Origin of the sequence: Streptomyces sp. NPDC001594, from assembly GCF_042893675.1 — a bacterium.
Lineage (GTDB): Bacteria > Actinomycetota > Actinomycetes > Streptomycetales > Streptomycetaceae > Streptomyces.
In genome coordinates this window covers 167,853-194,819 of record NZ_JBIAVB010000018.1, presented here as the reverse complement: position 1 = coordinate 194,819, position 26,967 = coordinate 167,853, and the positions used below count along the sequence as shown (strand labels likewise).

19 protein-coding genes are annotated in these 26,967 nt (G+C 72.9%); 11 read left to right on the top strand and 8 right to left on the bottom strand.

The genetic code is table 11. From position 1 onward, the window contains the following. Positions 1-126: 126 nt before the first annotated feature. From ACFY0O_RS31150 to ACFY0O_RS31125, 6 genes are read right to left on the bottom strand one after another with little or no spacing between them, the layout of a single operon-like run. Positions 127-723, bottom strand: a complete 597-nt coding sequence (locus ACFY0O_RS31150) for a Uma2 family endonuclease (RefSeq protein WP_388952819.1) — start codon at positions 721-723, stop codon at positions 127-129. A 47-nt stretch (positions 724-770) separates the two neighbouring features. Then, positions 771-2,081 carry a DUF58 domain-containing protein gene (locus ACFY0O_RS31145; protein WP_388952817.1) on the bottom strand — a complete coding sequence of 437 codons (1,311 nt, stop codon included), beginning with the start codon at positions 2,079-2,081 and terminating at the stop codon, positions 771-773. Continuing rightward, positions 2,081-3,043 carry a MoxR family ATPase gene (locus ACFY0O_RS31140; RefSeq protein WP_358898086.1) on the bottom strand — a complete coding sequence of 321 codons (963 nt, stop codon included), beginning with the start codon at positions 3,041-3,043 and terminating at the stop codon, positions 2,081-2,083. The genes ACFY0O_RS31145 and ACFY0O_RS31140 overlap by 1 nt, the downstream gene beginning before the upstream one ends. Beyond that, positions 3,040-4,542, bottom strand: a complete 1,503-nt coding sequence (locus tag ACFY0O_RS31135) for a DUF4350 domain-containing protein (protein ID WP_388952814.1) — start codon at positions 4,540-4,542, stop codon at positions 3,040-3,042. The genes ACFY0O_RS31140 and ACFY0O_RS31135 overlap by 4 nt, the downstream gene beginning before the upstream one ends. Then, positions 4,539-5,201: a DUF4129 domain-containing protein gene (locus ACFY0O_RS31130; protein ID WP_358898088.1), complete on the bottom strand. Its 663-nt coding sequence runs from the start codon at positions 5,199-5,201 to the stop codon at positions 4,539-4,541. Before ACFY0O_RS31130 ends, ACFY0O_RS31135 begins: the two co-directional genes overlap by 4 nt. Before the next feature lie 8 nt (positions 5,202-5,209). Continuing rightward, entirely contained in the window at positions 5,210-6,472 is a 1,263-nt protein-coding gene (locus tag ACFY0O_RS31125) for a hypothetical protein (protein ID WP_388952811.1), read from the bottom strand. A 236-nt stretch (positions 6,473-6,708) separates the two neighbouring features. Here ACFY0O_RS31125 and mtrA point away from each other — a divergent pair, with 236 nt between their 5' ends. The 6 genes from mtrA to ACFY0O_RS31095 all read left to right on the top strand — a co-directional run bounded on the left by mtrA (position 6,709) and on the right by ACFY0O_RS31095 (position 14,061). Continuing rightward, complete coding sequence (mtrA, locus tag ACFY0O_RS31120) at positions 6,709-7,398, top strand: two-component system response regulator MtrA (protein ID WP_187344141.1); 690 nt, start codon at positions 6,709-6,711, stop codon at positions 7,396-7,398. Between the two features lies 1 nt (position 7,399). Next, complete coding sequence (mtrB, locus tag ACFY0O_RS31115) at positions 7,400-9,367, top strand: MtrAB system histidine kinase MtrB (protein ID WP_388952809.1); 1,968 nt, start codon at positions 7,400-7,402, stop codon at positions 9,365-9,367. Further along, a complete protein-coding gene (locus ACFY0O_RS31110; RefSeq protein ID WP_388952807.1) occupies positions 9,354-11,234 on the top strand; it encodes an LpqB family beta-propeller domain-containing protein in 1,881 nt (626 codons plus the stop codon). Before mtrB ends, ACFY0O_RS31110 begins: the two co-directional genes overlap by 14 nt. A gap of 54 nt (positions 11,235-11,288) precedes the next feature. After that, on the top strand, positions 11,289-12,068 hold the full coding sequence (locus ACFY0O_RS31105; protein ID WP_388952804.1) for a ComF family protein: 780 nt from the start codon (positions 11,289-11,291) through the stop codon (positions 12,066-12,068). Between the two features lie 351 nt (positions 12,069-12,419). After that, the gene (gene hpf / locus ACFY0O_RS31100; RefSeq protein ID WP_388952803.1) at positions 12,420-13,118 is read left to right on the top strand and encodes a ribosome hibernation-promoting factor, HPF/YfiA family; all 699 of its coding nucleotides are present in this window, start codon (positions 12,420-12,422) and stop codon (positions 13,116-13,118) included. Positions 13,119-13,305: 187 nt separating this feature from the next. Next, positions 13,306-14,061: a response regulator transcription factor gene (locus tag ACFY0O_RS31095; RefSeq protein ID WP_358898097.1), complete on the top strand. Its 756-nt coding sequence runs from the start codon at positions 13,306-13,308 to the stop codon at positions 14,059-14,061. Positions 14,062-14,223: 162 nt separating this feature from the next. On the opposite strand, the gene ACFY0O_RS31090 is transcribed toward ACFY0O_RS31095, so the two are convergent. Both ACFY0O_RS31090 and ACFY0O_RS31085 read right to left on the bottom strand, forming a co-directional pair. Further along, complete coding sequence (locus ACFY0O_RS31090; RefSeq protein ID WP_388952799.1) at positions 14,224-15,408, bottom strand: winged helix-turn-helix domain-containing protein; 1,185 nt, start codon at positions 15,406-15,408, stop codon at positions 14,224-14,226. A gap of 97 nt (positions 15,409-15,505) precedes the next feature. Continuing rightward, on the bottom strand, positions 15,506-16,075 hold the full coding sequence (locus ACFY0O_RS31085; protein ID WP_388952798.1) for a GNAT family N-acetyltransferase: 570 nt from the start codon (positions 16,073-16,075) through the stop codon (positions 15,506-15,508). A 226-nt stretch (positions 16,076-16,301) separates the two neighbouring features. On the opposite strand from ACFY0O_RS31085, the gene secA reads away from it, so the two are divergent. The 5 genes from secA to ACFY0O_RS31060 all read left to right on the top strand — a co-directional run bounded on the left by secA (position 16,302) and on the right by ACFY0O_RS31060 (position 26,948). After that, a complete protein-coding gene (gene secA / locus ACFY0O_RS31080) occupies positions 16,302-19,097 on the top strand; it encodes a preprotein translocase subunit SecA (protein WP_388952796.1) in 2,796 nt (931 codons plus the stop codon). 868 nt (positions 19,098-19,965) lie between these two features. Next, positions 19,966-20,313 (top strand): Rv3235 family protein, encoded by a 348-nt coding sequence (locus ACFY0O_RS31075; protein WP_358898107.1) that lies wholly within the window; start codon positions 19,966-19,968, stop codon positions 20,311-20,313. 32 nt (positions 20,314-20,345) lie between these two features. After that, complete coding sequence (locus ACFY0O_RS31070; protein ID WP_388952794.1) at positions 20,346-20,846, top strand: DUF6912 family protein; 501 nt, start codon at positions 20,346-20,348, stop codon at positions 20,844-20,846. A gap of 113 nt (positions 20,847-20,959) precedes the next feature. Next, a complete protein-coding gene (locus ACFY0O_RS31065) occupies positions 20,960-21,628 on the top strand; it encodes an HAD family hydrolase (RefSeq protein WP_388952793.1) in 669 nt (222 codons plus the stop codon). A 352-nt stretch (positions 21,629-21,980) separates the two neighbouring features. Beyond that, on the top strand, positions 21,981-26,948 hold the full coding sequence (locus ACFY0O_RS31060) for an NAD-glutamate dehydrogenase (protein WP_388952790.1): 4,968 nt from the start codon (positions 21,981-21,983) through the stop codon (positions 26,946-26,948). Positions 26,949-26,967: the final 19 nt, after the last annotated feature.

The following is a 26,967-nucleotide window of genomic DNA, read 5'->3' as shown; positions in this document are numbered from 1 at the left end:
ACTGCAGGGGGGACCCTGTGGGAGAGTAGGACGCCGCCGAACAATCATTGTGGGAAAGCCCCGCACCAGTCATGGTGCGGGGCTTTTCTGCGTTTACGGGCAGGGCGGAGCCTGGCCGCCTTGGGTTCACCAGTCGGCGGGGTAGCTCTTCAAGCTGCCGGTGTCGAGCGTCCACCGGCCGGCCGTGACCGTGTCGCCGAAGGCGTAGGGGACCTTCTTGCGGTAGCGGAAGCCGTCTGGTCCTTCCGAAGGATCGCTGTGGACCATCACGGTCTTCTTGTCCTTGCGGGGGTCCACCACGACATACAGCGGTACCCCCATCCTCGGGTAGTCGTGCAGCTTGTCGCGGATGTCGGTGAGGGAATTCGTGCGGGAGACGACTTCCACCACCATCAGCACGTCGCGTGAGTTGACGGCCTTGGCCGTGTCATCGGTGTCCTCGTCCGCCATGACCAAGAGATCGGGGATTTTGGTCAGACCGGTCAGGGGATCGGCCATGTTGGTGTCGCTGAGGGCCGCGACGTCGGGTGTCTGGGCCTCGACCTGGCGGCGCAACCGCATCACGTTGAGCCCGTGCGGAGCGGTCGGGCTCATCATCGTGAGGAAGATCTGACCGTCGGTGGTCTGAACCTTCCACCGGTCTTCCTGGTGCTCGGCCAGCTCCGCGAGCTGCTCCGCGAAGTCGTGCATGCGGCGCAGCTGCTCGGGGGTGAAGTCGGCCATGTGACCTCCTGGTGGGTGCCATGTCAGCGTATCCAGTCGGACAACCCCTAGAGCCGGCCCGCCGCCTTCAGTGCCAGGTAGGTGTCCGCCAGGGCGGGGGCCAGGGTGTCCGGGGTGGCGTCTACTACGTGGACGCCGTGGCGGGAGAGCTGGTCCGCGGTGCGGCGGCGTTGGGTCTGGGTCTGGGTGGCGGCGGCGGCCTCGTAGACGGCGTCCGCCGAGCCGCGGGAGGCGGCCATCGACGCGATGTGCGGGTCGGCCACCGAGGCCAGGACCACCGTGTGGCGCTGGGTGAGGCGGGGGAGGAGCGGGAGCAGGCCCTCTTCCACCGGGGCCGCGTCCAGGCTCGTCAGGAGGACCACCAGGGAGCGGCGCGGGGCGCTGCGGAGGATGGTGGAGACCAGGGCGCGGGAGTCCGTCTCGACCAGGTGCGGTTCGAGGCCGGCCATGGTGTTCACGAACGCCGGGAGGACGTCCGCGGCCGCGCGGCCCTGGACCAGGGCGCGGGTGCGGCGGTCGTGGGCCAGGAGGTCCACGCGGTCGCCGGCGCGGGTGGCGAGGGCGGCGAGGAGGAGGGCCGCGTCCATGGCGGAGTCCAGGCGGGGGGCGTCGCCGACGCGGCCGGCGGAGGTGCGGCCGGTGTCGAGGCAGATCAGGATGTGCCGGTCGCGTTCCGGGCGCCAGGTGCGGACGGCCACGCCGTGCCGGCGGGCGGTGGCCCGCCAGTCGATGGAGCGGGTGTCGTCGCCGGGGACGTAGTCGCGGAGGCTGTCGAACTCGGTACCCTCCCCGCGTGTCAGGACGCTGGTGCGGCCGTCCAGTTCGCGCAGGCGCGCGAGGCGGGACGGGAGGTGCTTGCGGCTGGTGAACGGCGGCAGGACCCGGACCGTCCAGGGGACGGTGTGGGAGCCCTGGCGGGCGACGAGGCCGAGCGGTCCGTAGGAGCGGATGGTGACGCGGTCGGCGCGGCGGTCGCCGCGGCGGGTGGGGCGCAGGCGGGTGGTGAGGCGGCGGCGTTCCCCGGCGGGGACGGTGACCTCGTGGCGGGAGGCGGCGGTTTCGGTGCCGGGCTGCCAGCTGCTGGGCGGCCAGGCGTCGCGGACGCGGGCGCGCAGGGGTCGGGCGGCGGGGTTGGTGAGGGTCAGGTGCACGTCGGCGGTCTCGCCGAGGCGGGCGGAGGTGTCGCCGGAGCGGGTCAGGCGCAGGGTGCGGACGGGGGCGGCGAGGGCGTAGTCGAGGGCGCAGGCCAGGCCGAGGGTGCCGTTGACGGCGAGGAGGCCCGTCCAGCTCGGTTCGAGGAGGCCGACGGGGAGGCTGCCGAGGGCCGCCAGGAGGGCGGCGCGTCCGGTGAGGGCCATCAGCGGGGGACGGGGACGTGGGTGAGGATCGCCGAGATGACGGAGTCGGCGGTGACGCCTTCCATCTCGGCTTCCGGGCGGAGCTGGACGCGGTGGCGCAGGGTCGGCAGGGCCAGGGCCTTCACGTCGTCGGGGGTGACGTAGTCGCGTCCGGTGAGCCAGGCCCAGGCGCGGGAGGTGGCCAGCAGGGCGGTTGCGCCGCGCGGGGAGACGCCGAGGGTGAGGGAGGGCGATTCGCGGGTGGCGCGGCAGATGTCGACGACGTAGCCGGTGATCTCGGGGGAGACGGTGACGTGGGTGACGGCCTCGCGGGCGGCTTCGAGTTCCTTCGCGCCGGCGACCGGGCGGATGCCGGCGGCGTGGAGGTCGCGGGGGTTGAAGCCGGCGGCGTGCCGGGTCAGGACGCCGATCTCGTCCTCGCGGGACGGGAGGGGCACGTTGAGCTTGAGGAGGAAGCGGTCGAGCTGGGCTTCGGGGAGCGGGTAGGTGCCCTCGTACTCGACGGGGTTCATGGTCGCGGCGACGAGGAAGGGCTCGGGGAGCTTGCGGGGGGTGCCGTCGACGGTGACCTGGCGCTCCTCCATGGCCTCCAGGAGGGAGGACTGGGTCTTGGGGGGCGTGCGGTTGATCTCGTCAGCGAGGAGGAGGTTGGTGAAGACGGGCCCGTCCTGGAAGGAGAACGCGGCGGTGCGGGCGTCGTAGACCAGAGAGCCCGTCACGTCACTGGGCATCAGGTCGGGGGTGAACTGGACGCGCTTGGTGTCGAGTTCGAGGGAGGCGGCGAGGGCGCGGACCAGGAGGGTCTTGGCGACGCCGGGGACGCCTTCGAGGAGGACGTGGCCGCGGCACAGGAGGGCGACGACGAGGCCGGTGACGGCGGAGTCCTGGCCGACCACGGCCTTTCCGATCTCGGTGCGGAGCGCTTCCAGGGAGGAGCGGGCGCTGTCCGTGGTGGCCGTCATGAGGTGCGGACCTCTCTTTCGAGGGAGTCGAGGTGGTCGGCGAGCGCGACGAGTGCCGCGTCGTCGGCGGGAGTGGGGCCGAAGAGCAGGGTGGTGACGTCGCGTCCGGTGCCGGTGCCGGTGCCGGTGCCGGTGGCGGGCGGCTCGGGCAGGCGGGCGGAGACGGCGGCGGTCAGGGCCGCCGGGTCGTGGGCGCGTGCGGGCGGTACGCCGACCAGGGCGGCGAGGCGTTCGCGGGCGGCGCCGCGCAGCACGTCGGCGGCGCGGTCGCGGGCGGCGGCCTTGCGGTAGAGGCGGGCGCGGCCCTCGGTGGTCTCGGCGGCGCGGATGGCGACGGGCAGGTCCTCGGTGACGAGGGGGCCGAGGCGGCGGGCCCGCCACAGGGCGGCGAGCGCGGCGGCCGCGAACAGCTGGAGCAGTGCCCAGTACCAGCCGGAGGGGACGAGGTCGAGGAGGCTCTTGTCCTGGGCGGGGCCCTGGGCGGGCATGTCGGCGAGGGTCGGCAGGTACCAGACGAGTTCGGGGCGGGAGCCGAGGAGTTGGAGGGCGAGGGAGGCGTTGCCCTCCTCGGCGAGGTGGCGGTTGAGCAGGAGGCGGTCGGAGCCGAGGAGGACGGTGTCGCCGCCCCGGGTGGTGCCGGGCAGGACCAGGAGGGTGGGATGGCCGTCGCTGGGGTAGCAGCCGGTGGCTCCGGGGAGGTCGGTGCTGTAGCGCAGGCCGTCGCCGGTGCCGGCGCGGCCGGCGGTGGTGGCGCTGGGCAGGGGGCAGCCGGGGTCCAGGTCGTGCCGGCGGGCGAAGCCCTCGGTGTGGGCGGCGGGGGCCAGTTCGGGGAGGGAGGCGGTGGTGGGGGCGACGAGGAGGGTGCGGCCGCCGGAGAGGTCGGTGGCGGAGCGGATGGCGCTGCGCTGGGGGGCGCCGAGGAGGTCGGGGTCGGTGACGAGGAGGGTGGTGCGGGGGCCGGCCGCGGCGGCGGCTTCCTCGGCGCTGGTGACGACGCGGGTGGTGACGCCGCGTTCTTCGAGGAGCCGGGCGAGGGCGCGGCTGCCGTCGCGGTCGGCGGAGCGGGGGTCGAGGCGGCCGTGGTGGTCGCCGGCCTGGAGTCCGGCGAGGGTGACGGCGGCGGCGAGGAGTACCGCGAGGGCGAGGAGCAGCCCGCGGGCCCTGGCCCAGAGCTGGGCGGGGGTGAGGGCGCGGGAGGTGGCGGCCCGGGCCTTGCCGTTGCCCTGGCCGGGCGGTGGGGTGGTGGTGCCGGGTTCCCCGGCCGGGGTGGGCGTGGGGGAGGTGCTGGGCGTTGGGGCGCCTGCGGGGGGCCGGGGGGTGGTGCCGCTGGGCCGGGGTTCGGTGGCGGTGGGTTCCCCTGCCGGGGTGGGCGTGGGGGAGGGGCCGGGCGTGGCGGGGCCTGCGGCGGGTTGGGAGCCGGTGGCGGGGTGGCGGGCCGGGGTGCTCGGGGCCGCGGGCGGGGTGGTGTCGTCGGGGGGCGTGGGCTGGGGGCCGGTCATGGGGCGGGTTCCGTCAGGATCGGCTTCGTGTGGTCCAGGGTGAGGTCGAGGGTGCGCAGGCGGGCGTAGGTGTCGGGGTCGGCGGTGCGGCCGCCGTAGGTGACGTCGTCGAAGGTGCGGGCCGCGGCGCGGAGGTCCTGGGCGTGGGCCGGGAGGGAGCGGGCGGCTTCGGCGGCGGCCTCGTCGGCGGTGCGGCCGGGGCGGGGGTCGAGGAGGGTGCGTTCCTCCAGGGAGCGGACGACGGCCCGCATGCGTTCCTGGACGGCTTCGTTCCAGCGGCCGGCGGCGGCGTGGGCTTCGGCGGCCGCGCGGTGGTCGGCGGCGCTGCGGGGGCCCTCGTCGAAGAGGGCGGCGGCGCTGCGGGCGGCGCGGCGGGGGGTGCCCAGGCGCCACCACAGGGCGGCGACGGCCAGGACCACCAGCAGGACGATGACGAACAGGCCGAGGCCGCCTCCGGGGGTGGCTCCGGAGGCGCGGTCGAAGAAGTCGCCCAGCCACTCCCAGAAGCGGTCCAGGGCGCGCTGGAGGAGCCCCGGGTCGTCCTGGTGGTAGACGGGCTTGGCCAGCTCGCGTTCGGCCGCCTCGCGGGCGGCCTCGCGTCCGGTGGTGAGCGGCGGTGTGTCGCCGCCGGTGATGGTGATGAGTCCCCCCGTGCTCATGCGGCGCGTCAGCCTCCGGTGGGGGTCGTGGTGCCGGTGCTGCCGTAGCCCTCGACGCCGGCGGCGCGGGCGAGCTCCAGGTCGAGCGCCTCGCGGCGGATGCGCTGGTCGATGTAGAGGAGGGTGGTGACGCCGGTCTGCATCGGGGCGGTGACGGTGGCGCCGACGACGGCGCCGATGCCGGTGATGATCAGGACGGTCCAGTCGCGGGCGGCGGAGCCGTCGAGGAAGCTGTCGAGGCCGCCGGGGGCCAGGACCGCGGCGATGCCGGCGAAGGGCATGACGATCACGGTGGAGGTGATGGTCCGCATGATCCAGGTGAGCAGGCTGATGCCGAAGACCCGCCACCAGAAGCCCTTGACCAGCTTGGCGGAGCGCTTGAGGGCGGCGACGGGCGTGCCGCGTTCCAGCATCAGGGCCGGCGGGGCCAGCGCGAAGGTCACGTAGAACCAGGCCAGGAGCACGAACGAGCCGAGCATGCCGAGGACGGTCAGGGAGGCGCTGCCGAGGAGGATGCCGGGCAGGACCGGGAGCACGCCGGCGGCGAGGGAGCCGAGGAGGAGCAGGCCGGTGAGGGCGAGCATGCGCGGGGCCAGGGGGCGTACGGCCTGGAGGGTGCCGCCGAGGGTGGAGGCCTGGCCGAGGACGGCGCGGCTGACGACGGGGGCCAGCAGGGCGGTGAGCAGGACCAGCCCGAGGATCTCGAGGTAGTACTCGAAGCCGTAGAGGGGTCCGGCGTCGCCCAGGGCGCGCAGGGTCTCCGCCGGGTCGGCGGAGGAGCTGGTGTCGGGGGCCGTGATGCTGTCCATGGTGAGGCGCTGGACGGCGAGGAGGGCGATCTGCGACAGGGCGGCGATGACGAGGCTGACGGAGAGCACGGAACGCCAGTGGCCGCGCAGGGTGGCGACGGCGCCGTCCAGTATCTCGCCGAGGGCGAGGGGGCGCAGCGGGATCACGCCGGGCTTGGCAGCGGGCGGCGGGCCGCCCCAGCCGCCGCCGGGGTTCCCGTAGGCGTACGGGGCGGCGGGCTTCTGCTGTCCGGGCTGTCCGGGCTGGCCGGGCGGGGACGGGTAGGAGCCCCAGCCGGCGCCCCGGCCGGGCTGCTGCGGCGGGGTCTGGCCGGCGGTCGGGCTGCTCCATTGGCCGGGCGGCGGCTGCTCGGCGGACCACTTGGACGGGGCGGAGTCTCCCGTGGGCGGCTGCTGAGCGGCGTCGGGGCCCTGGCCGTCGGACGGGGATCCGGGCGCGGTCCAGCCCGGCGAGTCGTTCATCGTCGCTCCTTCACGTGCACCTGCCGCGGCGGGCGCGCTGGTCGGCTGTCATCGTGCCATGGGGAGGCCCGGGAGCGACCGGCCGTCCCCCTCGGATCCCGGTCCGCTGTTCCCTTCGATTGTCGCGCGGATCCGGGGCAGACTGGTCGTCCTGATCACCACGCAGGTCCGAGGGGCGATTTCCAGCCCTTTTGGCTGTGGGACAGCTCACCGCCAGGTAACGATTAGCTAATGGGATGATGTCAACCATGAAGGGACGCGTCCTTGTCGTCGACGACGACACCGCGCTGGCCGAGATGCTCGGCATTGTGCTGCGTGGAGAAGGTTTTGAGCCGTCGTTCGTAGCGGACGGCGACAAGGCACTGGCTGCCTTCCGGGAGGCCAAGCCGGACCTGGTGCTGCTTGATCTCATGCTGCCCGGACGGGACGGCATAGAGGTGTGCAGGCTGATCCGCGCCGAGTCGGGCGTGCCGATTGTCATGCTTACCGCCAAGAGCGACACGGTGGACGTGGTGGTGGGCCTGGAGTCCGGTGCCGACGACTACATCGTCAAGCCGTTCAAGCCCAAGGAGCTGGTCGCCCGTATCCGGGCGCGCCTGCGCCGCTCGGAGGAGCCGGCGCCCGAGCAGCTCGCCATCGGTGACCTGGTCATCGACGTGGCTGGGCACTCGGTCAAGCGTGAGGGCACCTCCATCGCCCTGACCCCGCTCGAGTTCGACCTGCTGGTCGCCCTCGCGCGCAAGCCCTGGCAGGTCTTCACCCGTGAGGTGCTCCTGGAGCAGGTCTGGGGCTACCGGCACGCGGCCGACACCCGCCTGGTCAACGTGCACGTGCAGCGGCTGCGCTCCAAGGTCGAGAAGGACCCCGAGCGCCCCGAGATCGTCGTGACGGTGCGCGGTGTCGGCTACAAGGCCGGACCCAGCTGACGTGCAGCCCGGCAAGGCCCGGGGCGGCTCCCGCCGGGGGGCCCTGCGGGGCGGCGGGCAGCTCCGTCACATCGCCGACGGAGCGCCCGGCGGCCCCCTGCTGCGGCTGTGCGTACGCCTCGTGCGCCGGCCGCTGCTCCCGGCTGTCCGCATCTGGCGGCGCAACATCCAGCTCCGGGTGGTCGCGGCGACCCTGCTGATGTCGCTGGCCGTGGTCCTCGCGCTGGGGTTCGTCGTCATCGCGCAGGTCAGCAAGGGCCTCCTCGACGCCAAGGAGGAGGCCGCGCAGAGCCAGGCCGCCGGCGGGTTCGCGGTCGCACAGGAGAAGGCCAACACCCCGTCCGCCTCGGACGCGGCCGACGCCGCCGACAACAAGGTCGGCCGCGACGCCAGCACCTGGATGAACTCGCTCGTCAAGCAGCTCGCCAGCGGCGGCCAGACCGCCTTCGAGGTGGCCGCGCTCGGCGCCGGCACCGCCGAGCAGGCCCCCACGAGCCAGGGCGTCAAGGGCGCCCGTGCCTCCGGGAACGTCGACCCGACCGCGAGCGTCCCGCTGGACCTGCGCAAGGCCGTCAACCACAACACCGGCACGTTCAAGACGTTCTCGCAGATCCGCTACACCGCCGGGACCGGCAAACAGCCGGAGCCCGCGCTGGTCGTCGGCAAGCGGCTCACCGACATCAACGGCGACCCGTACGACCTGTACTACCTCTTCCCGCTCACGCAGGAGGAGGAGTCCCTCAACCTCATCAAGGTCACGATCGCCACCGCGGGCGTGTTCGTGGTCGTCCTGCTCGGCGCGATCGCCTGGCTCGTGGTGCGGCAGGTCGTGACGCCCGTCCGGATGGCCGCCGGGATCGCCGAGCGGCTGTCGGCCGGGCGGCTCCAGGAGCGGATGAAGGTCACCGGCGAGGACGACATCGCCCGCCTGGGCGAGGCCTTCAACAAGATGGCCCAGAACCTCCAGAACAAGATCCAGCAGCTGGAGGAGCTGTCCCGGATGCAGCGGCGGTTCGTCTCCGACGTCTCGCACGAGCTGCGCACCCCGCTGACGACCGTCCGCATGGCCGCCGACGTCATCCACGACGCCCGGGTCGACTTCGACCCGATCACGGCGCGCTCGGCGGAGCTCCTCGCCGGGCAGCTCGACCGGTTCGAGTCCCTCCTCGCCGACCTGCTGGAGATCAGCCGCTTCGACGCCGGCGCCGCCGACCTCCAGGCCGAGCCCATCGACCTGCGCGACGTCGTGCGCCGCGTCATCGACGGCGCCGAGCCCCTCGCCGAGCACAAGGGCACCCGGATCCGGGTCCTCGGCGACACCCAGCCCGTCATCGCCGAGGCCGACGCCCGGCGCGTCGAACGGGTGCTGCGCAACCTCGTCGTCAACGCCGTCGAGCACGGAGAGGGCCGCGACGTCGTGGTCCGCCTGGCCTCGGCCGGCGGGGCCGTCGCCGTCGCCGTCCGCGACTACGGCGTCGGCCTCAAGCCCGGCGAGGCCACCCGCGTCTTCAACCGCTTCTGGCGGGCCGACCCCGCCCGCGCCCGCACCACCGGCGGTACGGGCCTGGGCCTGTCCATCGCCGTCGAGGACGCACGGCTGCACGGCGGCTGGCTCCAGGCCTGGGGCGAGCCCGGCGGCGGCTCCCAGTTCCGCCTCACCCTGCCCCGTACCGCCGACGAGCCGCTGCGCGGATCGCCGATCCCGCTGGAGCCCGAGGACTCCCGGTCCAACCGGGCCAGGGCCGCGGCCGAGGCCGCCGGGCGCACCGCCGCCGCGGGCCCCGGCAGCCGCCCCGACGCACGCGCCGAGCGGGCCGACCGCGACCCGATACCGCCCCGGCCGGCGGTCACCACCGCCCTGCCGGTGCCCGCCGACCCGACGGCACTGCCCGGCAACGGCGCCCGCGTCGTGGCCCGGCCCGCCGACCAGGGCCCAGCACAGGAGGATGGAACCGGTGGAGCACGCTGAGCGCGGCGGGCGGGCCCGGCCGGCCCCACGGGCCCCGAAGGCCCCGACGGCCCCGCAAGCGCCGCTGAGGGCCGCCCGCGCGTCCCTGGCCCTGGGGGCCGTCGGACTGCTCCTCGCCGGCTGCGCCTCCATGCCCGACCGCGGCGAGATCCGCCGGGTGGAGGCCTCGCAGGGCGTCGACTCCCAGGTCCGCGTCTTCGGGGTGCCCCCGGCCGACAAGGCCAGCCCGGCCGAGATCGTCGACGGCTTCCTGGAGGCCATGACCGGCGACGACCCGCAGCTGGCCACCGCCCGCAAGTACCTCACCGAGGACGCCGCCAAGAGCTGGAAGCCCTCCTCGGCCGTCACCGTGCTCTCCTCCGGCCTCGACCGCGTGCCCGTGCAGGGCGAGAAGGACCCCGACGGGCCCCGCTGGAAGATCACCGGCAAGAAGCTCGCCACCGTCGACGAGCGCAGCGCCTACCAGCCGGAGACCGCCGGCAGCCGCTACGAGGAGTACCTCCAGCTGGTCCAGGTCAAGGGGCAGTGGCGGATCGCCACCCCGCCCAGCAGCCTGGTGCTCGGCGAGTCCGACTTCCAGCGGATCTACAAGCCCGTCAACAAGTACTACTTCGCGGGCAACACGCTGGTCGCCGACCCGGTGTACGTGCGCCAGCGCAGCGACCCGGACTCGCGGATGGACCCCACCACCCTCACCGTGCAGTCGCTGCTCGCCGGCCCCTCCAAGTGGCTCGGCCCCGTGGCCTCCACCGCGTTCCCGACCGGCGCCGGACTGCGCGAGGGCACCAAGTCCCTCGCCTACGACGGCCAGAACACCCTGCGCGTGCCGCTCAACGAGGCCGCCGAGAACGTCGCCCAGCCGCAGTGCCAGAAGATGGCCACCCAACTCCTCTACACCGTCCGGGACCTGACGACCTCCCGGCTGGACCGGGTGGAACTGCTGCACTCCGACGGCAGGTCCTCGCTGTGCTGGGTCACCGGCTCCACCGCGGCGGGCATCGCGAACCGGCCGATACCGCCGCAGCACCAGTACTACGTGGACAAGGACGGCCGGCTGGTCCGGATGGTCCTCAACCCGGGCGCCGACGAGCAGCAGCAGGACAAGCCCGAGCCGGCCCCCGGGCCGCTGGCCACCGCCGCCGGGTTCAAGGTGGGCTCGGCCGCCGTGACGTACGACGAGAAGCGGGCCGCGGTCGTCTCCGAGGACGGGCACGGGCTGTACGTGGTCACGCTGACCACCGCCGGGGCCATGCCGCAGCCGCTGCTCAGCAGCCGGACCGGCAAGTTCACCGCGCCCAGCTGGGACGCCCAGGGCGACCTGTGGATCGCCGACCAGGACCCGCAGACCCAGGGCCTGTGGCGGGTGCCCGGCGGGACCGGCACCCCGCAGAAGGTGGACGTCGCCGGGCTGGACGGGATGCGGGTCAGCGGGCTGAAGACCTCCTCCGACGGGGTGCGCATCGCCCTGCTCGTCGAACGGGACGGCGGCCGCAAGAACCTCTACATCGGGCGGATCGAGCGGCCCGAGGGCAAGGCGGACCCCGCGAAGGTGTCGGTGCGCGAGCTGCGCCCGGCCGCCCCGCAGATGGCCGAGGTGACGGCGATGAGCTGGGCGCCGCGGGGCCGGCTGCTGGTGGTGGGCCGGGAGAGCGGCGGCGTCGACCAGGCCCGCTACATGCTGGCCGACGGGTCGATGGTGGCGGCGAGCCTGCCCGGGGCGACGGGGCTGAGCGGGATCGCGGCCTCCGAGGACGAGTCGAAGCCCGTGGTGGCCTCCTCCTCCGAGGACGGCATCGTGTGGCTGCCGCCGGGCGCGCAGTGGCGTACCGCGGCGGCGGGCGGCCGGGCGCCGGTCTACCCGGGCTGAGGCGGTTTTCCACAGGGGTCGCACCCTGCCCGGGCACCGGGCAGGGTGGGACTCGTGCGGGGGTGGTGGCAGGAGCTGGCCGGGCTGGTGCTGCCCGCCGCCTGCGCGGGCTGCGGGGCCGCTCGGTCGCTGCTGTGCGGGGCCTGCCGGGTGGCCCTGGACGGCGCGGGCGCGGGGCCGGTGCGCCCGGCGGTGGGGGGTGTGCGGCCGGTGCTGCCGCCGGTGTGCGCGGCGGCCGGGTACGAGGGGCCGGTACGGGCGGTCGTGCTGGCCCACAAGGAGCGCGGGGCCCTGCCCCTGGCCGGCCCGCTGGGTGCCGCCCTGGCGGCGGCGGTCGCGGCCGCCGGCAGCCGGGCCGGCGAAGGGGGCGGGGGAGGAGGGGGAGAGGGAGGGGAGCTGGTGCTGGTCCCGGTGCCGTCCGCGCGGCGGACCGTGCGGGCGCGCGGGCACGACCCGGCGCGCCGGATCGCGCTGGCCGCGTCGCGGCGGCTGCGGCGGGCCGGAGAGCCCGCGCGCGTGGCGCCCGTGCTGCGGCTGCGGCGGCGGGTCGCCGACCAGGCCGGGCTGGGGGCCCGGCAGCGGCGGGAGAACCTGGCCGGGGCCCTGGAGGTGCGCCCGGGCGGGATGCGGATGGCGGCGGGGGCTCGGATCGTGCTGGTGGACGACGTGGTGACGACCGGAGCCACGCTCGAGGAGGCGGCCCGGGCGCTGCGCGCGGCGGGGCTGCGGGCGGACGCGGCGGCCGTCGTGGCGGCGCCGTCCGGATCGTTCGCCCGGGCCCTGATGCTAGAGCGCCGGTGGACGACTCGTACAGAGCAAAAATCTTGTGAATAGATTTGGAACTGCTGGGGAATGCGCATCGTTGCAGGTAGTAAGAGGGACCACCCCCTTGAACGGAGGTAGGTTCCGGTAGCGGGTGCCGACAACCGGCATGGAGAGATATGTTCGGTTGTGAGGAACTGGCGATCCTTGGGCCCCTGGTATCGGAGCGCCGGTCCGCCCGTTTTGGAATCTTCGTGTCAGAGGGTGTCTCTCTACTCCGAAGTCGGTGGGGTGTAGATCTTGCCGATGGGGGAGGAGGAGGTGAAAGTCGCCAAGTCCGAGGCTCCGGTGTTCACCGGAGCCTGGTGCGAAAGGGAGACGCTTCGCCGCTCGTGGTGAAGGTCTCCGGGAACGGAGTTCTGCGTGGACATCGTCGTCAAGGGCCGCAAGACCGAGGTGCCCGAGCGGTTCCGCAAGCACGTGGCCGAGAAGCTGAATCCCGAGCGGATCCAGAAGCTCGACGCCAAGGTGATCAGCTTGGACGTCGAGGTGTCCAAGGAGCACAACCCGCGCCAGGCCGACCGTTCCGACCGTGTCGAGATCACCCTGCATTCGCGGGGCCCGGTGATCCGCGCCGAGGCCGCCGCCGGCGACCCGTACGCAGCCCTCGACCTGGCTCAGGACAAGCTGGAGGCCCGGCTGCGCAAGCAGCACGACAAGCGGTTCACCCGCCGCGGCACCGGACGGCTCTCGGCGGCCGAGGTCGCCGACAGCGTGCCGGGCGTCGCGACGCTCAACGGCAACGGCCAGCCGGTCGGCGAGGAGATCGAGGACGGAATTCCGACCACCCGGATCGGATCCCTCGAAGTACAGGGCGAAGGCCCGCTGATCGTCCGCGAGAAGACCCACCCGGCCCGGCCCATGTCGCTCGACCAGGCCCTCTACGAAATGGAACTGGTCGGCCACGACTTCTATCTGTTCGTCGACTCCGAGACCAAGATGCCGAGCGTCGTCTACCGGCGCCACGCCTACGACTACGGCGTCATCCACGTGGACCCCGACGGGGCGTCCAGCTCGGAGGAGTCGGCCGTCGGCGGTGCCGGCGGAGCACTCGGAGGCTGATCATCGATCCGTTGCCCCTGCGGAAGCCGCGTGTTTCCGCAGGGGCACCTGTATGACTCGTATGAGCCAAAGGGATTCCGCCAGACCCCCGTGTGACGGTGCGGGCATGGAATCATGGCGGGCAGTCAACCGGCGGCCGCCCCCGCCGGGTTGGCCCAGCAGCTCGGTACATGCAGGGGGAGGAACGATGGCGGACAGCTTCGGGCCGGTGCGCGGTGACGACGGAGCCGGCTGTCGCGCGGCGGCGGAGGCGGTGGAGGCGGTCGACCCGGCGGAGGCCGGGGAGCCCATCCGGGTCCTGGTGGTCGACGACCACGCCCTCTTCCGGCGCGGGCTGGAGATCGTCCTCGCGCAGGAGGAGGACATCCAGGTCGTGGGTGAGGCCGGGGACGGGGCGGAGGCCGTGGACAAGGCCGCCGACCTGCTTCCGGACATCGTGCTGATGGACGTGCGGATGCCGCGGCGCGGCGGGATCGAGGCCTGCACCTCGATCAAGGAGGTCGCCCCCTCCGCGAAGATCATCATGCTGACGATCAGCGACGAGGAGGCCGACCTCTACGACGCGATCAAGGCGGGCGCGACGGGCTACCTGCTCAAGGAGATCTCCACGGACGAGGTCGCCACCGCGATCCGCGCCGTCGCGGACGGGCAGTCGCAGATCAGCCCGTCGATGGCGTCGAAGCTGCTGACCGAGTTCAAGTCGATGATCCAGCGCACCGACGAGCGCCGGCTGGTGCCGGCGCCCCGGCTGACCGACCGGGAGCTGGAGGTGCTGAAGCTGGTGGCGACCGGTATGAACAACCGGGACATCGCCAAGCAGCTGTTCATCTCCGAGAACACGGTGAAGAACCACGTCCGCAACATCCTGGAGAAGCTCCAGCTGCACTCGCGGATGGAGGCCGTCGTGTACGCGATGCGCGAGAAGATCCTCGAGATCCGCTGAGCGGGCCGCTCCGCGGGCTGCGGGTTCCTTCGGCTGCGGGCCGCCGGTGGCTGGTGGCGCAGTTCCCCGGGCCCCTGGCGGGGTGCCGGGGGCGCGGGGCGCCCCTGTCCCGCGGCGCTGCGCGCGCCGGGCGGTAGCCCCGGCTCGGTTCGGGAGCCCGGGTCAGGCGAGCCGGGCCAGTTCGGCCGTCACCGCGGCCGCCTCGGCCGCGTCCCGCGCCCGCTCCACGCGGACCGCGTCGCAGCCGACCCACTCCGCCGCCTCGCGCAGCGCGAGTGCCATCGCCCCGGCCGCCTTCGGGGTGGTCAGGGACAGCTGCCGGGCCACCAGCGTGCGTCCCTCGCGGCCCGGGTCGACCCGGCCCTGGAGCCGCCCGCCGGCCAGCAGCGGCATCGCGAAGTACCCGTGTATCCGCTTCGGCTTGGGGACGTACGCCTCCAGCCGGTGCGTGAAGTCGAAGATCCGCTCGGTGCGGGGGCGGTCCCAGACGAGGGAGTCGAACGGGGACAGCAGGGTGGTGCGGTGCCGGCCGCGCGGCTCGGACTCCAGCGCCGCCGGGTGCGCCCAGGCCGGCTTGCCCCAGCCCTCCACCGTCACCGGGACCAGGCCGGAGTCCGCGACCACCGCGTCGAACTCCTCGCCCTTGAGGCGGTGGTAGTCGGCGATGTCGGCGCGGGTACCCACCCCCAGGGACCGGCCGGCCAGCTCCACCAGGCGGCGCAGGCACTCGCGGTCTTCGAGGTCGTCGTGGAACAGGGCGTCGGGGACGGCCCGCTCGGCGAGGTCGTAGACCCGCTTCCAACCGCGCCGCTCCGTGCACACCACCTCGCCGGTGTCGAGCAGCCACTCCACCGCGATCTTGGTCTCGGACCACTCGAACCACTCCCCGCCGTTCTTGGCGCCGCCCAGCTCGGAGGAGGTCAGCGGGCCGTCGGCGCGCAGCCGGTCCAGGACGGCGGCCGTCGAGCGCTCCTTGTCCCGCAGGACGTGCCAGCGGTGGCCGCGGGCCCGGCGGGCGCGGCGGCGGAAGGCGAAGTGCGGCCACTCCTCGATGGGCAGGATGCACGCCGCGTGCGACCAGTACTCGAAGGCGTGGCCGCCGGACCAGTAGGCCCGCTCCACGGCGTCCCGGCCGACCGCGCCGAGCCGGGCGTAGGGGATCAGCTCGTGCGACCGGGCCAGGACCGAGATGGTGTCCAGCTGCACGGCGCCCAGGTGCCGCAGCACCCCGCGCACCCCCGCCCTCCGGTCGGGCGCGCCGAGGAAGCCCTGCGCCCGCAGCGCGATGCGGCGGGCCTCGTCGGCGGAGAGGGAGACGGTCGGCTGGGGTGCGGTCGCGGTCGTCATGGCCGCACCCTAGGCCCCGCCACTGACAGCGGAGACCCCGTCCGGCCGGGTCCCGTAGGGCAAGGGCTCGGAGGTGCGGGTCAGGGGTGAGGGGGGTTCATTCGGCGGGGAGGTACGGCTGTCGGGAGGGCAGGGCGAGGTCCGAGGGGAGCAGGCCGCCGATCCAGCAGTCGCGCAGGGTGCCGCGTACGTCGAGGGCGGCCCGCAGGGTGCCCTCGATGCGGAAGCCCGCCTTCTCGGCGACGGCGCGGGAGGGGGTGTTGCCGACGGCGGCACGCCATTCCAGGCGGCCGGCGCCGACCTCCGTGAACAGCCAGCGCGCGACACCCCCGACGGCCTCGGCCATGTAGCCGCGGCCCCGGTGCTCCTTCGCCGTCCAGTAGCCGATCTCGTACGCGCCGGGGCCGCGCACGTGCACCCCTACGGAGGCGACCAGCGGGCCGTCCTCCCCGAGCCGCACCGCGAAGGTGTACGCGCGGTCCTCGCGCCAGGCGGCGGGGGAGAACTCGTTCACCCAGTACTCGGCGTCCTCCCGCTCGTAGGGGGAGGGGACGAGGGTCCAGCGCTGGATCTCGGGGTCCTGGCAGGCGGCGTACACCTCCTGCGCGTCTGAGGGGGCGAAGGGGCGCAGGGACAGCCGGGGCGTGGACAGGGTGCGGGGCTCCATGACCGGATTGTGGCCGCCCCGGGTAACCCGGGCGAGGGGTTTTCCTCCGCACCGGCACCCAACGGGGCCCCCGTACGTTCTCATTCCGGGCGCCCGTGCCCTGCGGACACGGCGGACCTCCCGACGCGACCACGTCCTCGCTTACGATGGCCGTTGCGGTGGGGCCCACCTGCCGTGCCCGGCTACGTAAAGTGCCCAGGCCCGACCGGCAAGGAGACCAGCCTCAGTGTCCGTCCTCACCAAGCTCATGCGTGCAGGCGAAGGCAAGATCCTGCGCAAACTGCACCGCATCGCGGACCAGGTCAACTCCATCGAAGAGGACTTCGTCAACCTCTCCGACGCCGAGTTGCGGGCCCTCACGGACGAGTACAAGCAGCGCTACCAGGACGGCGAGAGCCTCGACGACCTGCTCCCCGAGGCCTTCGCGACCGTCCGCGAGGCCGCGAAGCGCGTCCTGGGCCAGCGGCACTACGACGTCCAGATCATGGGCGGCGCCGCGCTGCACCTCGGGTACGTCGCCGAGATGAAGACCGGTGAGGGCAAGACCCTCGTCGGCACGCTGCCCGCGTACCTGAACGCCCTGTCGGGCCTGGGCGTCCACCTGATCACGGTCAACGACTACCTCGCCGAGCGCGACTCCGAGCTGATGGGCCGGGTGCACAAGTTCCTCGGCCTGGAGGTCGGCTGCATCCTGGCGAACATGTCGCCCGCCCAGCGCCGCGAGCAGTACGCCTGCGACATCACGTACGGCACGAACAACGAGTTCGGCTTCGACTACCTGCGCGACAACATGGCCTGGTCGAAGGACGAGCTGGTCCAGCGCGGCCACAACTTCGCCGTGGTCGACGAGGTCGACTCCATCCTCGTCGACGAGGCCCGTACCCCGCTGATCATCTCCGGCCCGGCCGACCAGGCGACGAAGTGGTACGCCGACTTCGCCAAGCTGGTCACCCGCCTGACCAAGGGCGAGGCGGGCAACCCGCTCAAGGGCATCGAGGAGACCGGCGACTACGAGGTCGACGAGAAGAAGCGCACCGTCGGCATCCACGAGGCGGGCGTCGCCAAGGTCGAGGACTGGCTCGGCATCGACAACCTCTACGAATCGGTCAACACCCCGCTCGTCGGCTACCTGAACAACGCCATCAAGGCGAAGGAACTGTTCAAGAAGGACAAGGACTACGTCGTCATCGACGGCGAGGTCATGATCGTCGACGAGCACACCGGCCGTATCCTCGCCGGCCGCCGCTACAACGAGGGCATGCACCAGGCGATCGAGGCGAAGGAAGGGGTGGACATCAAGGACGAGAACCAGACCCTCGCCACGATCACCCTCCAGAACTTCTTCCGCCTCTACACCAAGCTGTCCGGTATGACCGGTACGGCCATGACCGAGGCCGCCGAGTTCCACCAGATCTACAAGCTCGGCGTCGTCCCGATCCCGACGAACCGCGCCATGCAGCGCAAGGACCAGGCCGACCTGATCTACCGCACCGAGGTCGCCAAGTTCGCCGCCGTAGTCGACGACATCGCGGAGAAGCACGAGAAGGGCCAGCCGATCCTCGTCGGCACGACCTCCGTCGAGAAGTCCGAGTACCTCTCGCAGCAGCTCTCCAAGCGCGGCATCCCGCACGAGGTCCTCAACGCCAAGCAGCACGAGCGCGAGGCCGCGATCGTCGCCCAGGCCGGCCGCCGAGGCGCCGTCACCGTCGCCACGAACATGGCCGGCCGCGGTACCGACATCAAGCTCGGCGGCAACCCGGACGACCTCGCCGAGGCGGAGCTGCGCCAGCGCGGCCTCGACCCGGAGGAGCACATCGAGGAGTGGGCGCACGCCCTCCCCGAGGCGCTCAAGCGGGCCGAGGCGGCCGTGAAGGCGGAGTTCGAGGAGGTCAAGGAGCTCGGCGGGCTGTACGTGCTGGGCACCGAGCGGCACGAGTCGCGCCGCATCGACAACCAGCTGCGCGGCCGCTCCGGCCGTCAGGGCGACCCGGGCGAGTCCCGCTTCTACCTGTCGCTGGGCGACGACCTGATGCGCCTGTTCAAAGCCCAGATGGTCGAGCGCGTCATGGCCATGGCCAACGTGCCGGACGACGTCCCGATCGAGAACAAGATGGTCACGCGCGCGATCGCGTCGGCCCAGTCGCAGGTCGAGACCCAGAACTTCGAGACCCGTAAGAACGTCCTGAAGTACGACGAGGTCCTCAACAGCCAGCGCGAGGTCATCTACGGCGAGCGCCGCCGCGTCCTGGAGGGCGAGGACCTGCACGAGCAGGTGCGCTTCTTCATGGACGACACCATCGACGCGTACATCGCCGCCGAGACGGTCGAGGGCTTCGCCGAGGAGTGGGACCTGGACCGGCTGTGGGGCGCCTTCAAGCAGCTCTACCCGATCAAGGTGACGGTGGAGGAGCTGGAGGAGGCCGCCGGCGACCGCGCGGGCATCACCGCCGAGTTCATCGCCGAGTCGGTCAAGGACGACATCCACGAGCAGTACGAGGCGCGCGAGGCGGCCCTGGGCGCCGACGTCATGCGCGAGCTGGAGCGCCGCGTGGTCCTGTCGGTGCTGGACCGCAAGTGGCGCGAGCACCTCTACGAGATGGACTACCTCCAGGAGGGCATCGGCCTGCGCGCGATGGCCCAGAAGGACCCGCTGGTCGAGTACCAGCGCGAGGGCTTCGACATGTTCAACGCCATGATGGAGGGCATCAAGGAGGAGTCCGTCGGCTACCTGTTCAACCTGGAGGTCCAGGTCGAGCAGCAGGTCGAGGAGGTCCCGGTGCAGGCCGAGGCGGCCCCGTCGCTGGCCAAGGAGCCGGTGCCGTCGGCGCGCCCGGAGATCCGCGCCAAGGGCCTGGACACCCCGCAGCGCCCGGACCGCCTGCACTTCTCCGCCCCGACGGTGGACGGCGAGGGCGGCGTGGTCGAGGGCGACTTCGACGACGCCAACGGCGGAGACGGCCTGACCCGCGCGGAGCGCCGCAAGGCCCAGAAGACGACGGGCGGCCGCCGCCGCAAGAAGTAGCCCACGCCCCGCACGCGGGCCGGGGCCGGACACCTTGGGGTGTCCGGCCCCTTTGGTTTGCGGGGTATTCGCCCCCGCGAGGTGCCGGGGGCGGCCCGGTGGCTGCCCACCCGCCGCGCGGGGCGCCCGCCGGGCGGGGGCGGCACAGTGCGGCGGCCCCAGCGCCGGTACCGACGCCGGGCGGGGGTGGGGGGAGGCGGGGCGGGGCCGGGACCCCGCCCTCCCCTGTGCCGGGTCTTCGTGTGCGGAGAGTGAAGGGTCCCGGGGGTTGCTGGGGCAGGGGCTGGGGGGCCGGGAGGGTGAGTGGGGCGTCCCCTATCGGGGGCTGGCGGGGCGGGGTCCGGGCGTCCACGTAGGGCCTTCGTGAGGCGTTTTCGGGGCCTGGGGGAGAGGGGGCGGCACTCGGATAGGTGAACCTCGGCGGGAGCTTCGGGGGCCGGGCGGGGTGGTTGCGGAGCGTGTTCGGGGGTCCGTAGAAAGGCCGGGTCAAGTTACCGCCTGGTACCGCGGGGGCCAGGCCCGGTCTGATCGGGGGAACGGCATGGACACCACCACGCGCGGCACCATCGGCGGCGGAGGCAGCCGCAGCAGGCCGGGGGCGTCGAACCGGACCCGGCCCGCCGGGCGGCGGGATCAGCGGCGGCCGGGCGCCGGGCCGGCCCGGCCGGCGGGCGGGGTCCGACCCGCAGGCGGGCCGCCGCCGGCCGGGGGTGCGCCGCCGCCGTCGGGCGGGGCTGGGCTGCCGCCGGGCGGGCGGGCCGGCCTGATCGTGCCGCAGCAGGGCGGGCGCGGGGGGCCGGGGGTCGGGGCCCGGTCGGGCGGGGTTCCGCAGCAGCGGGGGGTCGGGGGGCCTCGGGGTGGGCGGTGGATGGGGCCGCATGAGTGGTTCGCGCAGCGGATCCTGGCCGTGGTGAGCGGGCAGCGGCCCGTGCATTCGTTGCTCGGGCTGACCGTCGGGGAGGCGTACGACCAGCTGGTCGAGCTCGCGCCCACCGGGCCGCTGCGGGAGCGGCTGAGGCCCGTGCTGCGGCACTGCGGGCGGTTCCATCCGGGGCCGGGGGTGATCGAGGCCTTCGCGCGGATCGCGACCGGGGAGCGGGTCTCCGCGATGGCCTTCCGGCTGGAGCAGGGGGCCGATCGGCGGTGGCGGTGTGCCGCCGTGGAGATCCGGGGGCCCAGGGTCTGGGGGAGTCCGCCCGGTGCGGTCGTATCCTGAGGGGGTTTTCCGACTACCGAAAGCAGCCGGCCATGCGCGTGTACGTCCCCCTGACCCTCCCCGGGCTCGCCGAGGCGCACAAGGCGGGCGAGCTGGGGCCCGCCCCGCTCCGCGCGTACGCGGTGACCCCCGGCCTGCGGGAGTGGTACGTCTCCGACGACATCGAGGAGCTGGAGTACGCGGCCCTGGGCCGGGCCGCCGCCGCCTCCCTGCGGATGCTGGCCGAGGACGCCGCCGCCCCGCGCAAGCGGGTCGTGGTCGCCGTCGACGTGGCGGACAAGGCCGCCGTCGCGACCCCGGGCGTGGACGAGGCCACCCTCGGGCAGGTGACGCTCGCCGCCGCCGTGCGGCTGGCCGTGGCCGCCGCCGTGCACGTGGACGCCGAGGACGCCGAGGCGGACGTGACCGCCGCCGCCGGGGCGCTGGCCGCCGCGGACGCCGGGGACGACGACGCGCGGTTCACCGTCGACGGCGCCGAGGACCACGAGTTGCTGTGGTTCGGGGTGCAGGAGATCCCCGGGCTGCTGGGCTGAGCGGGCTGAGGGGCGTGAGCGGGGTGGACCCGGTGAGTGGGGTGGACCCGGTGAGTGGGGTGGACCCGGTGGGTGAGTTGGGTGTGATGGGTGGAATGGCGGCGGAGGTTCCGGTGAGTGGTGGTACGGCCCACATCGTGTGGGACTGGAACGGGACCCTGCTGCACGACATCGACGCCGTCATGATCGCTACCAACGCCTCCTTCGCCGAGCTCGGTTTCGCGCCGATCACCCTGGAGCGGTACCGCGAGCTGTACGTCGTCCCCGTGCCGAAGTTCTACGAGCGGCTGATGGGCCGGCTGCCCACCGAGGCGGAGTGGGCCGTCATGGACGAGGCCTTCCACCGGCACTACTGGGCGGCCGCCGTGGACTCCGCTCTCGCCGAGGGCGCGCGGGAGCTGCTGCGGGGCTGGGAGGCGGACGGGTACACGCAGTCCCTGCTGTCCCTCGCGCCCCACGACAAGCTGGTGCCCCTGGTCCGCGAACACGGCATCGACGTGCACTTCCTCCGGGTCGACGGCCGCACCGGGCCCTCCCACACCTCCAAGGCGGGCCACCTCGTACGCCATATGGCCGCCCTGGAGGCGGCCGGTGTGACGGCTTCCCGTACGGTCCTCGTCGGCGACGCCGTGGACGATGCGCTGGCCGCCGCCCACGTGGGCGCACGCGCGGTCCTGTACACGGGCGGCTCGCACAGCCGGGCCAGTCTGGAGTCGGCGGGCGTGCCCGTGGTCGACAGCCTCGCCGAGGCCGTCGCCACCGCCCGTGAGCTGGCCGGATAACGACCCCCGCACGCCGCGGCGGCCGAGTCGCTGGCCAGAGTGTCCAGGTTTTACCCCGGGTTTTGTACAGATGCAGTGAATGACGACCTGGGGGTCCGGCGAGATAGCCTTGTACCCGTGATCAGCGCGATAGTCCTCGGGGGCACCCATGCCCCCGGCCCGCGCCCGGCGCACGTCCGTGCCCGGGCCCTCGCTGATCCCCGCCGCCGGGACCTGTCGATCATGGTCGAAGCCCTCCCGGGCGGCTCTCCCGACGACACTGCGTCGCAACCGGACGGATGTTCCGTTCGGCGCTTTGTCATTCCTTCCTTCACCTACGTCACGCAATGGCGCGCGACAGGAGCCAGAGGACATGCAGACCAAGCTGGACGAAGCAAAGGCCGAGCTGCTCGCGCGGGCGGCACGGGTAGCTGAGAACAGCCCGGCCGGGGGGCTACTTCCGACTGGGTCCGAGCAAGGGGAGCACCCCGGGCAGGGCGCGACGCTCGCCTACCTCCAGCGTTACTACCTGCACACGGCCCCCGAGGACCTCGCGGACCGCGACCCGGTCGACGTGTTCGGTGCGGCGCTCTCCCACTACCGGCTGGCGGAGAACCGCCCGCAGGGCACGGCGAACGTGCGCGTGCACACCCCCACAGTCGAGGAGAACGGCTGGACCTCCAGCCACTCGGTCGTCGAAGTCGTCACCGACGACATGCCCTTCCTCGTGGACTCGGTCACCAACGAGCTGTCCCGCCAGGGCCGCGGCATCCACGTCGTGATCCACCCGCAGGTCGTCGTGCGCCGTGACGTCACCGGCAAGCTGATCGAGATCCTCGGCCCGGACTGCGACGCCCACGGCCCCAAGACCGCGCGCCCGCACGACTCCCTCGTCGAGTCGTGGATCCACGTCGAGATCGACCGCGAGACCGACCGCGCCGACCTGAAGCAGATCACCGACGACCTGCGCCGCGTGCTGTCCGACGTCCGCGAGTCCGTCGAGGACTGGGAGAAGATGCGCGACGCCGCGCTGCGCATCGCCGACGAGCTGCCGAACGAGCCGACCGCGCCGGACCTGCGCGAGTACGAGCTGGAGGAGGCCCGCGAGCTGCTGCGCTGGCTGGCCGACGACCACTTCACCTTCATCGGCTTCCGCGAGTACAACCTGGTCGACGGCGACGCCCTCACGGCCGTCCCCGGCACCGGCCTGGGCATCCTGCGCTCCGACCCGGTCCACCACGGCCAGGAGGACGCGCACCCCGTCTCGCCGTCCTTCAACCGGCTGCCGGCCGACGCCCGCGCCAAGGCCCGCGAGCACGAGCTGCTGGTGCTGACGAAGGCCAACAGCCGCGCGACCGTGCACCGCCCGTCCTACCTCGACTACGTCGGCGTGAAGAAGTTCGACGCCGAGGGCAACGTCGTCGGCGAGCGCCGCTTCCTCGGCCTGTTCTCCTCCGCCGCGTACACCGAGTCCGTGCGCCGCGTCCCGGTGATCCGCCGCAAGGTCGCCGAGGTCCTGGAGGGCGCCGGCTTCTCGCCGTCCAGCCACGACGGCCGCGACCTGCTCCAGATCCTGGAGACCTACCCGCGCGACGAGCTGTTCCAGACCCCGGTCGACAAGCTCCGCGAGATCGCCACCTCCGTCCTGTACCTGCAGGAACGCCGCCGGCTGCGGCTCTACCTGCGCCAGGACGAGTACGGCCGCTACTACTCGGCGCTGGTCTACCTGCCGCGCGACCGGTTCACCACCGGCGTCCGGCTGCGCCTGATGGACATCCTGAAGGAGGAGCTCGGCGGCACCAGCGTCGACTTCACCGCCTGGAACACCGAGTCGGTCCTCTCCCGCATCCACTTCGTCGTCCGCGTCCCGCAGGGCACCCAGCTGCCCGCGCTGACCGACGCCGACGTCGAGCGCGTCGAGACCCGCCTGGTCGAGGCCGCCCGCTCCTGGGCCGACGGCTTCGCCGAGGCGCTCACCGCCGAGCTGGGCGAGGAGCGCGCCGCCGAGCTGCTGCGCAAGTACAGCGGCTCCTTCCCCGAGGGCTACAAGGCCGACCACACGCCGCGCATGGCCGTGTCGGACCTGTGCCACCTGGAGCGGCTGTCCGCCAGCGACCGCGAGTTCGCGCTCTCGCTGTACGAGCCCGTCGGCGCGGGCCCGGGCGAGCGCCGCTTCAAGATCTACCGCGAGGGCGAGCAGATCTCCCTGTCCGCGGTCCTGCCGGTCCTCCAGCGCCTGGGCGTCGAGGTCACCGACGAGCGCCCGTACGAGCTGCGCCGCAGCGACCGGGTGAGTGCCTGGATCTACGACTTCGGCCTGCGGATGCCGCTGTCCACCGGCAACGGGGACAGCTACCTCGGCGACGACGCCCGCGAGCGGTTCCAGGAGGCCTTCGCGGCCGTGTGGACCGGCGAGGCCGAGAACGACAACTTCAACACCCTGGTCCTGGGCGCCGGGCTCACCTGGCGGCAGGCCGTGGTCCTGCGCGCGTACGCCAAGTACATGCGCCAGGCCGGCTCCACCTTCAGCCAGGACTACATGGAGGACACCCTCCGCAACAACGTCCACACCACCCGGCTGCTGGTCTCCCTCTTCGAGGCGCGGATGTCGCCCAGCCGCCAGGTCGCGGGCACCGAGCTCGTCGACGCCATGCTGGAGGAGCTGGACGGGGCCCTGGACCAGGTCGCCTCGCTGGACGAGGACCGCATCCTGCGGGCGTTCCTGACGCTGATCAAGGCCACCCTGCGGACCAACTTCTTCCAGCTGAACGACGCGGGCGAGCAGCACGCGTACGTGTCGATGAAGTTCGACCCGCAGGCCATCCCGGACCTGCCGGCCCCGCGCCCGGCGTTCGAGATCTGGGTGTACTCCCCGCGCGTCGAGGGCGTCCACCTGCGCTTCGGCAAGGTCGCCCGAGGCGGTCTGCGCTGGTCCGACCGGCGTGAGGACTTCCGTACGGAGATCCTCGGCCTGGTCAAGGCGCAGATGGTGAAGAACACCGTCATCGTCCCGGTCGGCGCCAAGGGCGGCTTCGTCGCGAAGAACCTGCCGGACCCGTCCGTGGACCGCGACGCGTGGCTCGCCGAGGGCATCGCCTCGTACAAGATCTTCATCTCGGCGCTGCTGGACATCACCGACAACATGGTCGCGGGCGAGGTCGTCCCGCCCAAGGGCGTGGTCCGCCACGACGGGGACGACACCTACCTGGTCGTCGCCGCCGACAAGGGCACCGCGACGTTCTCCGACATCGCCAACGGTGTCGCCGAGTCCTACGGCTTCTGGCTGGGCGACGCCTTCGCCTCGGGCGGCAGCGCCGGCTACGACCACAAGGGCATGGGCATCACGGCCCGCGGCGCCTGGGAGTCGGTCAAGCGGCACTTCCGCGAGCTGGGCCACGACACCCAGACCGAGGACTTCACGGTCGTCGGCGTCGGCGACATGTCCGGTGACGTGTTCGGCAACGGCATGCTGCTCTCCGAGCACATCCGCCTGGTCGCCGCCTTCGACCACCGGCACATCTTCATCGACCCGACCCCGGACGCGGCCACCTCGTACGCCGAGCGCCGGCGCCTGTTCGAGCTGCCGCGTTCCTCGTGGGCGGACTACGACACCGCGCTGCTGTCGGCGGGCGGCGGCATCCACCCGCGTACGGCCAAGTCCATCCCGGTCAACGCGCACGTCCGCGAGGCCCTCGGGATCGAGGCGGGCGTCACCAAGATGACCCCGGCCGAGCTGATGCAGGCGATCCTCAAGTCCCCGGTGGACCTGCTGTGGAACGGCGGCATCGGCACGTACGTGAAGGCGACGGCCGAGACGCACGCCGACGTCGGCGACAAGGCCAACGACGCCATCCGCGTCAACGGCGCCGACGTCCGCGCGCAGGTCATCGGCGAGGGCGGCAACCTGGGTCTGACCCAGCTGGGCCGTATCGAGTTCGCCCGCAGCGGCGCCGGCGGCGAGGGCGGCAAGATCAACACCGACGCCATCGACAACAGCGCGGGCGTGGACACCTCGGACCACGAGGTGAACATCAAGATCCTGCTGAACGCCCTGGTCACCGAGGGCGACATGACCGTCAAGCAGCGCAACAAGCTGCTGGCCGAGATGACGGACGAGGTCGGTCACCTGGTCCTGCGCAACAACTACGCGCAGAACACGGCCCTGGCCAACGCCTCCGCGCAGGCGCCGAGCCTGCTCCACGCGCAGCAGCGCTTCATGCGCCGCCTGGGCCGTGACGGGCAGCTGGACCGCCAGCTGGAGTTCCTGCCCAACGACCGGCAGATCCGCGAGCTGCTGAACACCGGCCGCGGTCTGACCCAGCCGGAGCTGGCCGTCCTGTTCGCCTACACCAAGATCACGGTGGCGGACGAGCTCATCCACACCGAGCTGCCGGACGACCCGTACCTGCGCCGTCTGCTGCACGCCTACTTCCCCGGCGCGCTGGTGGCGAAGTTCCCGGAGCAGGTCGACGCGCACGCCCTGCGCCGGGAGATCATCACGACGCTGCTGGTCAACGACACCGTCAACACCGGTGGTTCGACCTTCCTGCACCGCCTGCGGGAGGAGACCGGGGCTTCGCTGGAGGAGATCGTCCGGGCGCAGCTGTCGGCCCGTGAGATCTTCGGCCTGGCCGAGGTGTGGGACGAGGTCGAGGCCCTCGACAACAAGGTCGCGGCCGACGTCCAGACCCGGGTGCGGCTGCACTCGCGGCGCCTGGTGGAGCGCGGTACGCGCTGGCTGCTCAACAACCGGCCGCAGCCGCTGCAGATCACCGAGACCGTCGAGCTGTTCGGCGCGCGGGTGGCGCAGGTCTGGGCCGAGCTGCCGAAGCTGGTGCGCGGCGCGGACCTGGAGTGGTACCAGTCGGTGATGGACGAGCTGACGTCCGAGGGCGTGCCCTCGGAGCTCGCGGCGAAGGTGGCCGGGTTCTCCTCGGCCTTCCCGACGCTGGACATCGTCGCCACGGCCGACCGGACGGGCGTGGACCCGCTGGCCGTCGCCGAGGTGTACTACGACCTCGCCGACCGGCTGGACATCACGCAGCTGATGGACCGGATCATCGAGCTGCCGCGGTCGGACCGCTGGCAGTCGATGGCCCGTGCCTCGATCCGCGAGGACCTCTTCGCGGCGCACGCGGCGCTGACGGCGGACGTGCTGTCGGTGGGTGACGCGGACGCGACTCCCGAGGAGCGCTTCAAGGCGTGGGAGGCGAAGAACGCGGCGCTGATCGGCCGTGCGCGCACGACGCTGGAGGAGATCCGCAGCTCGGACGACTTCGACCTGGCGAACCTGTCGGTGGCGATGCGCACGATGCGTTCGCTGCTGCGGGCGCACGTCTAGTCGGCGGGCGGACGGAAAC

Coding starts and splice junctions, on each gene's coding strand:
- ACFY0O_RS31150 (WP_388952819.1), bottom strand. CDS start 723: ATGGCCGACTTCACCCCCGAGCAGCTGCGCCGCATGCACGACTTCGCG.
- ACFY0O_RS31145 (WP_388952817.1), bottom strand. CDS start 2,081: ATGGCCCTCACCGGACGCGCCGCCCTCCTGGCGGCCCTCGGCAGCCTC.
- ACFY0O_RS31140 (WP_358898086.1), bottom strand. CDS start 3,043: ATGACGGCCACCACGGACAGCGCCCGCTCCTCCCTGGAAGCGCTCCGC.
- ACFY0O_RS31135 (WP_388952814.1), bottom strand. CDS start 4,542: ATGACCGGCCCCCAGCCCACGCCCCCCGACGACACCACCCCGCCCGCG.
- ACFY0O_RS31130 (WP_358898088.1), bottom strand. CDS start 5,201: ATGAGCACGGGGGGACTCATCACCATCACCGGCGGCGACACACCGCCG.
- ACFY0O_RS31125 (WP_388952811.1), bottom strand. CDS start 6,472: ATGAACGACTCGCCGGGCTGGACCGCGCCCGGATCCCCGTCCGACGGC.
- mtrA (WP_187344141.1), top strand. CDS start 6,709: ATGATGTCAACCATGAAGGGACGCGTCCTTGTCGTCGACGACGACACC.
- ACFY0O_RS31095 (WP_358898097.1), top strand. CDS start 13,306: ATGGCGGACAGCTTCGGGCCGGTGCGCGGTGACGACGGAGCCGGCTGT.
- ACFY0O_RS31090 (WP_388952799.1), bottom strand. CDS start 15,408: ATGACGACCGCGACCGCACCCCAGCCGACCGTCTCCCTCTCCGCCGAC.
- ACFY0O_RS31085 (WP_388952798.1), bottom strand. CDS start 16,075: ATGGAGCCCCGCACCCTGTCCACGCCCCGGCTGTCCCTGCGCCCCTTC.
- ACFY0O_RS31075 (WP_358898107.1), top strand. CDS start 19,966: ATGGGGCCGCATGAGTGGTTCGCGCAGCGGATCCTGGCCGTGGTGAGC.
- ACFY0O_RS31070 (WP_388952794.1), top strand. CDS start 20,346: ATGCGCGTGTACGTCCCCCTGACCCTCCCCGGGCTCGCCGAGGCGCAC.
- ACFY0O_RS31060 (WP_388952790.1), top strand. CDS start 21,981: ATGCAGACCAAGCTGGACGAAGCAAAGGCCGAGCTGCTCGCGCGGGCG.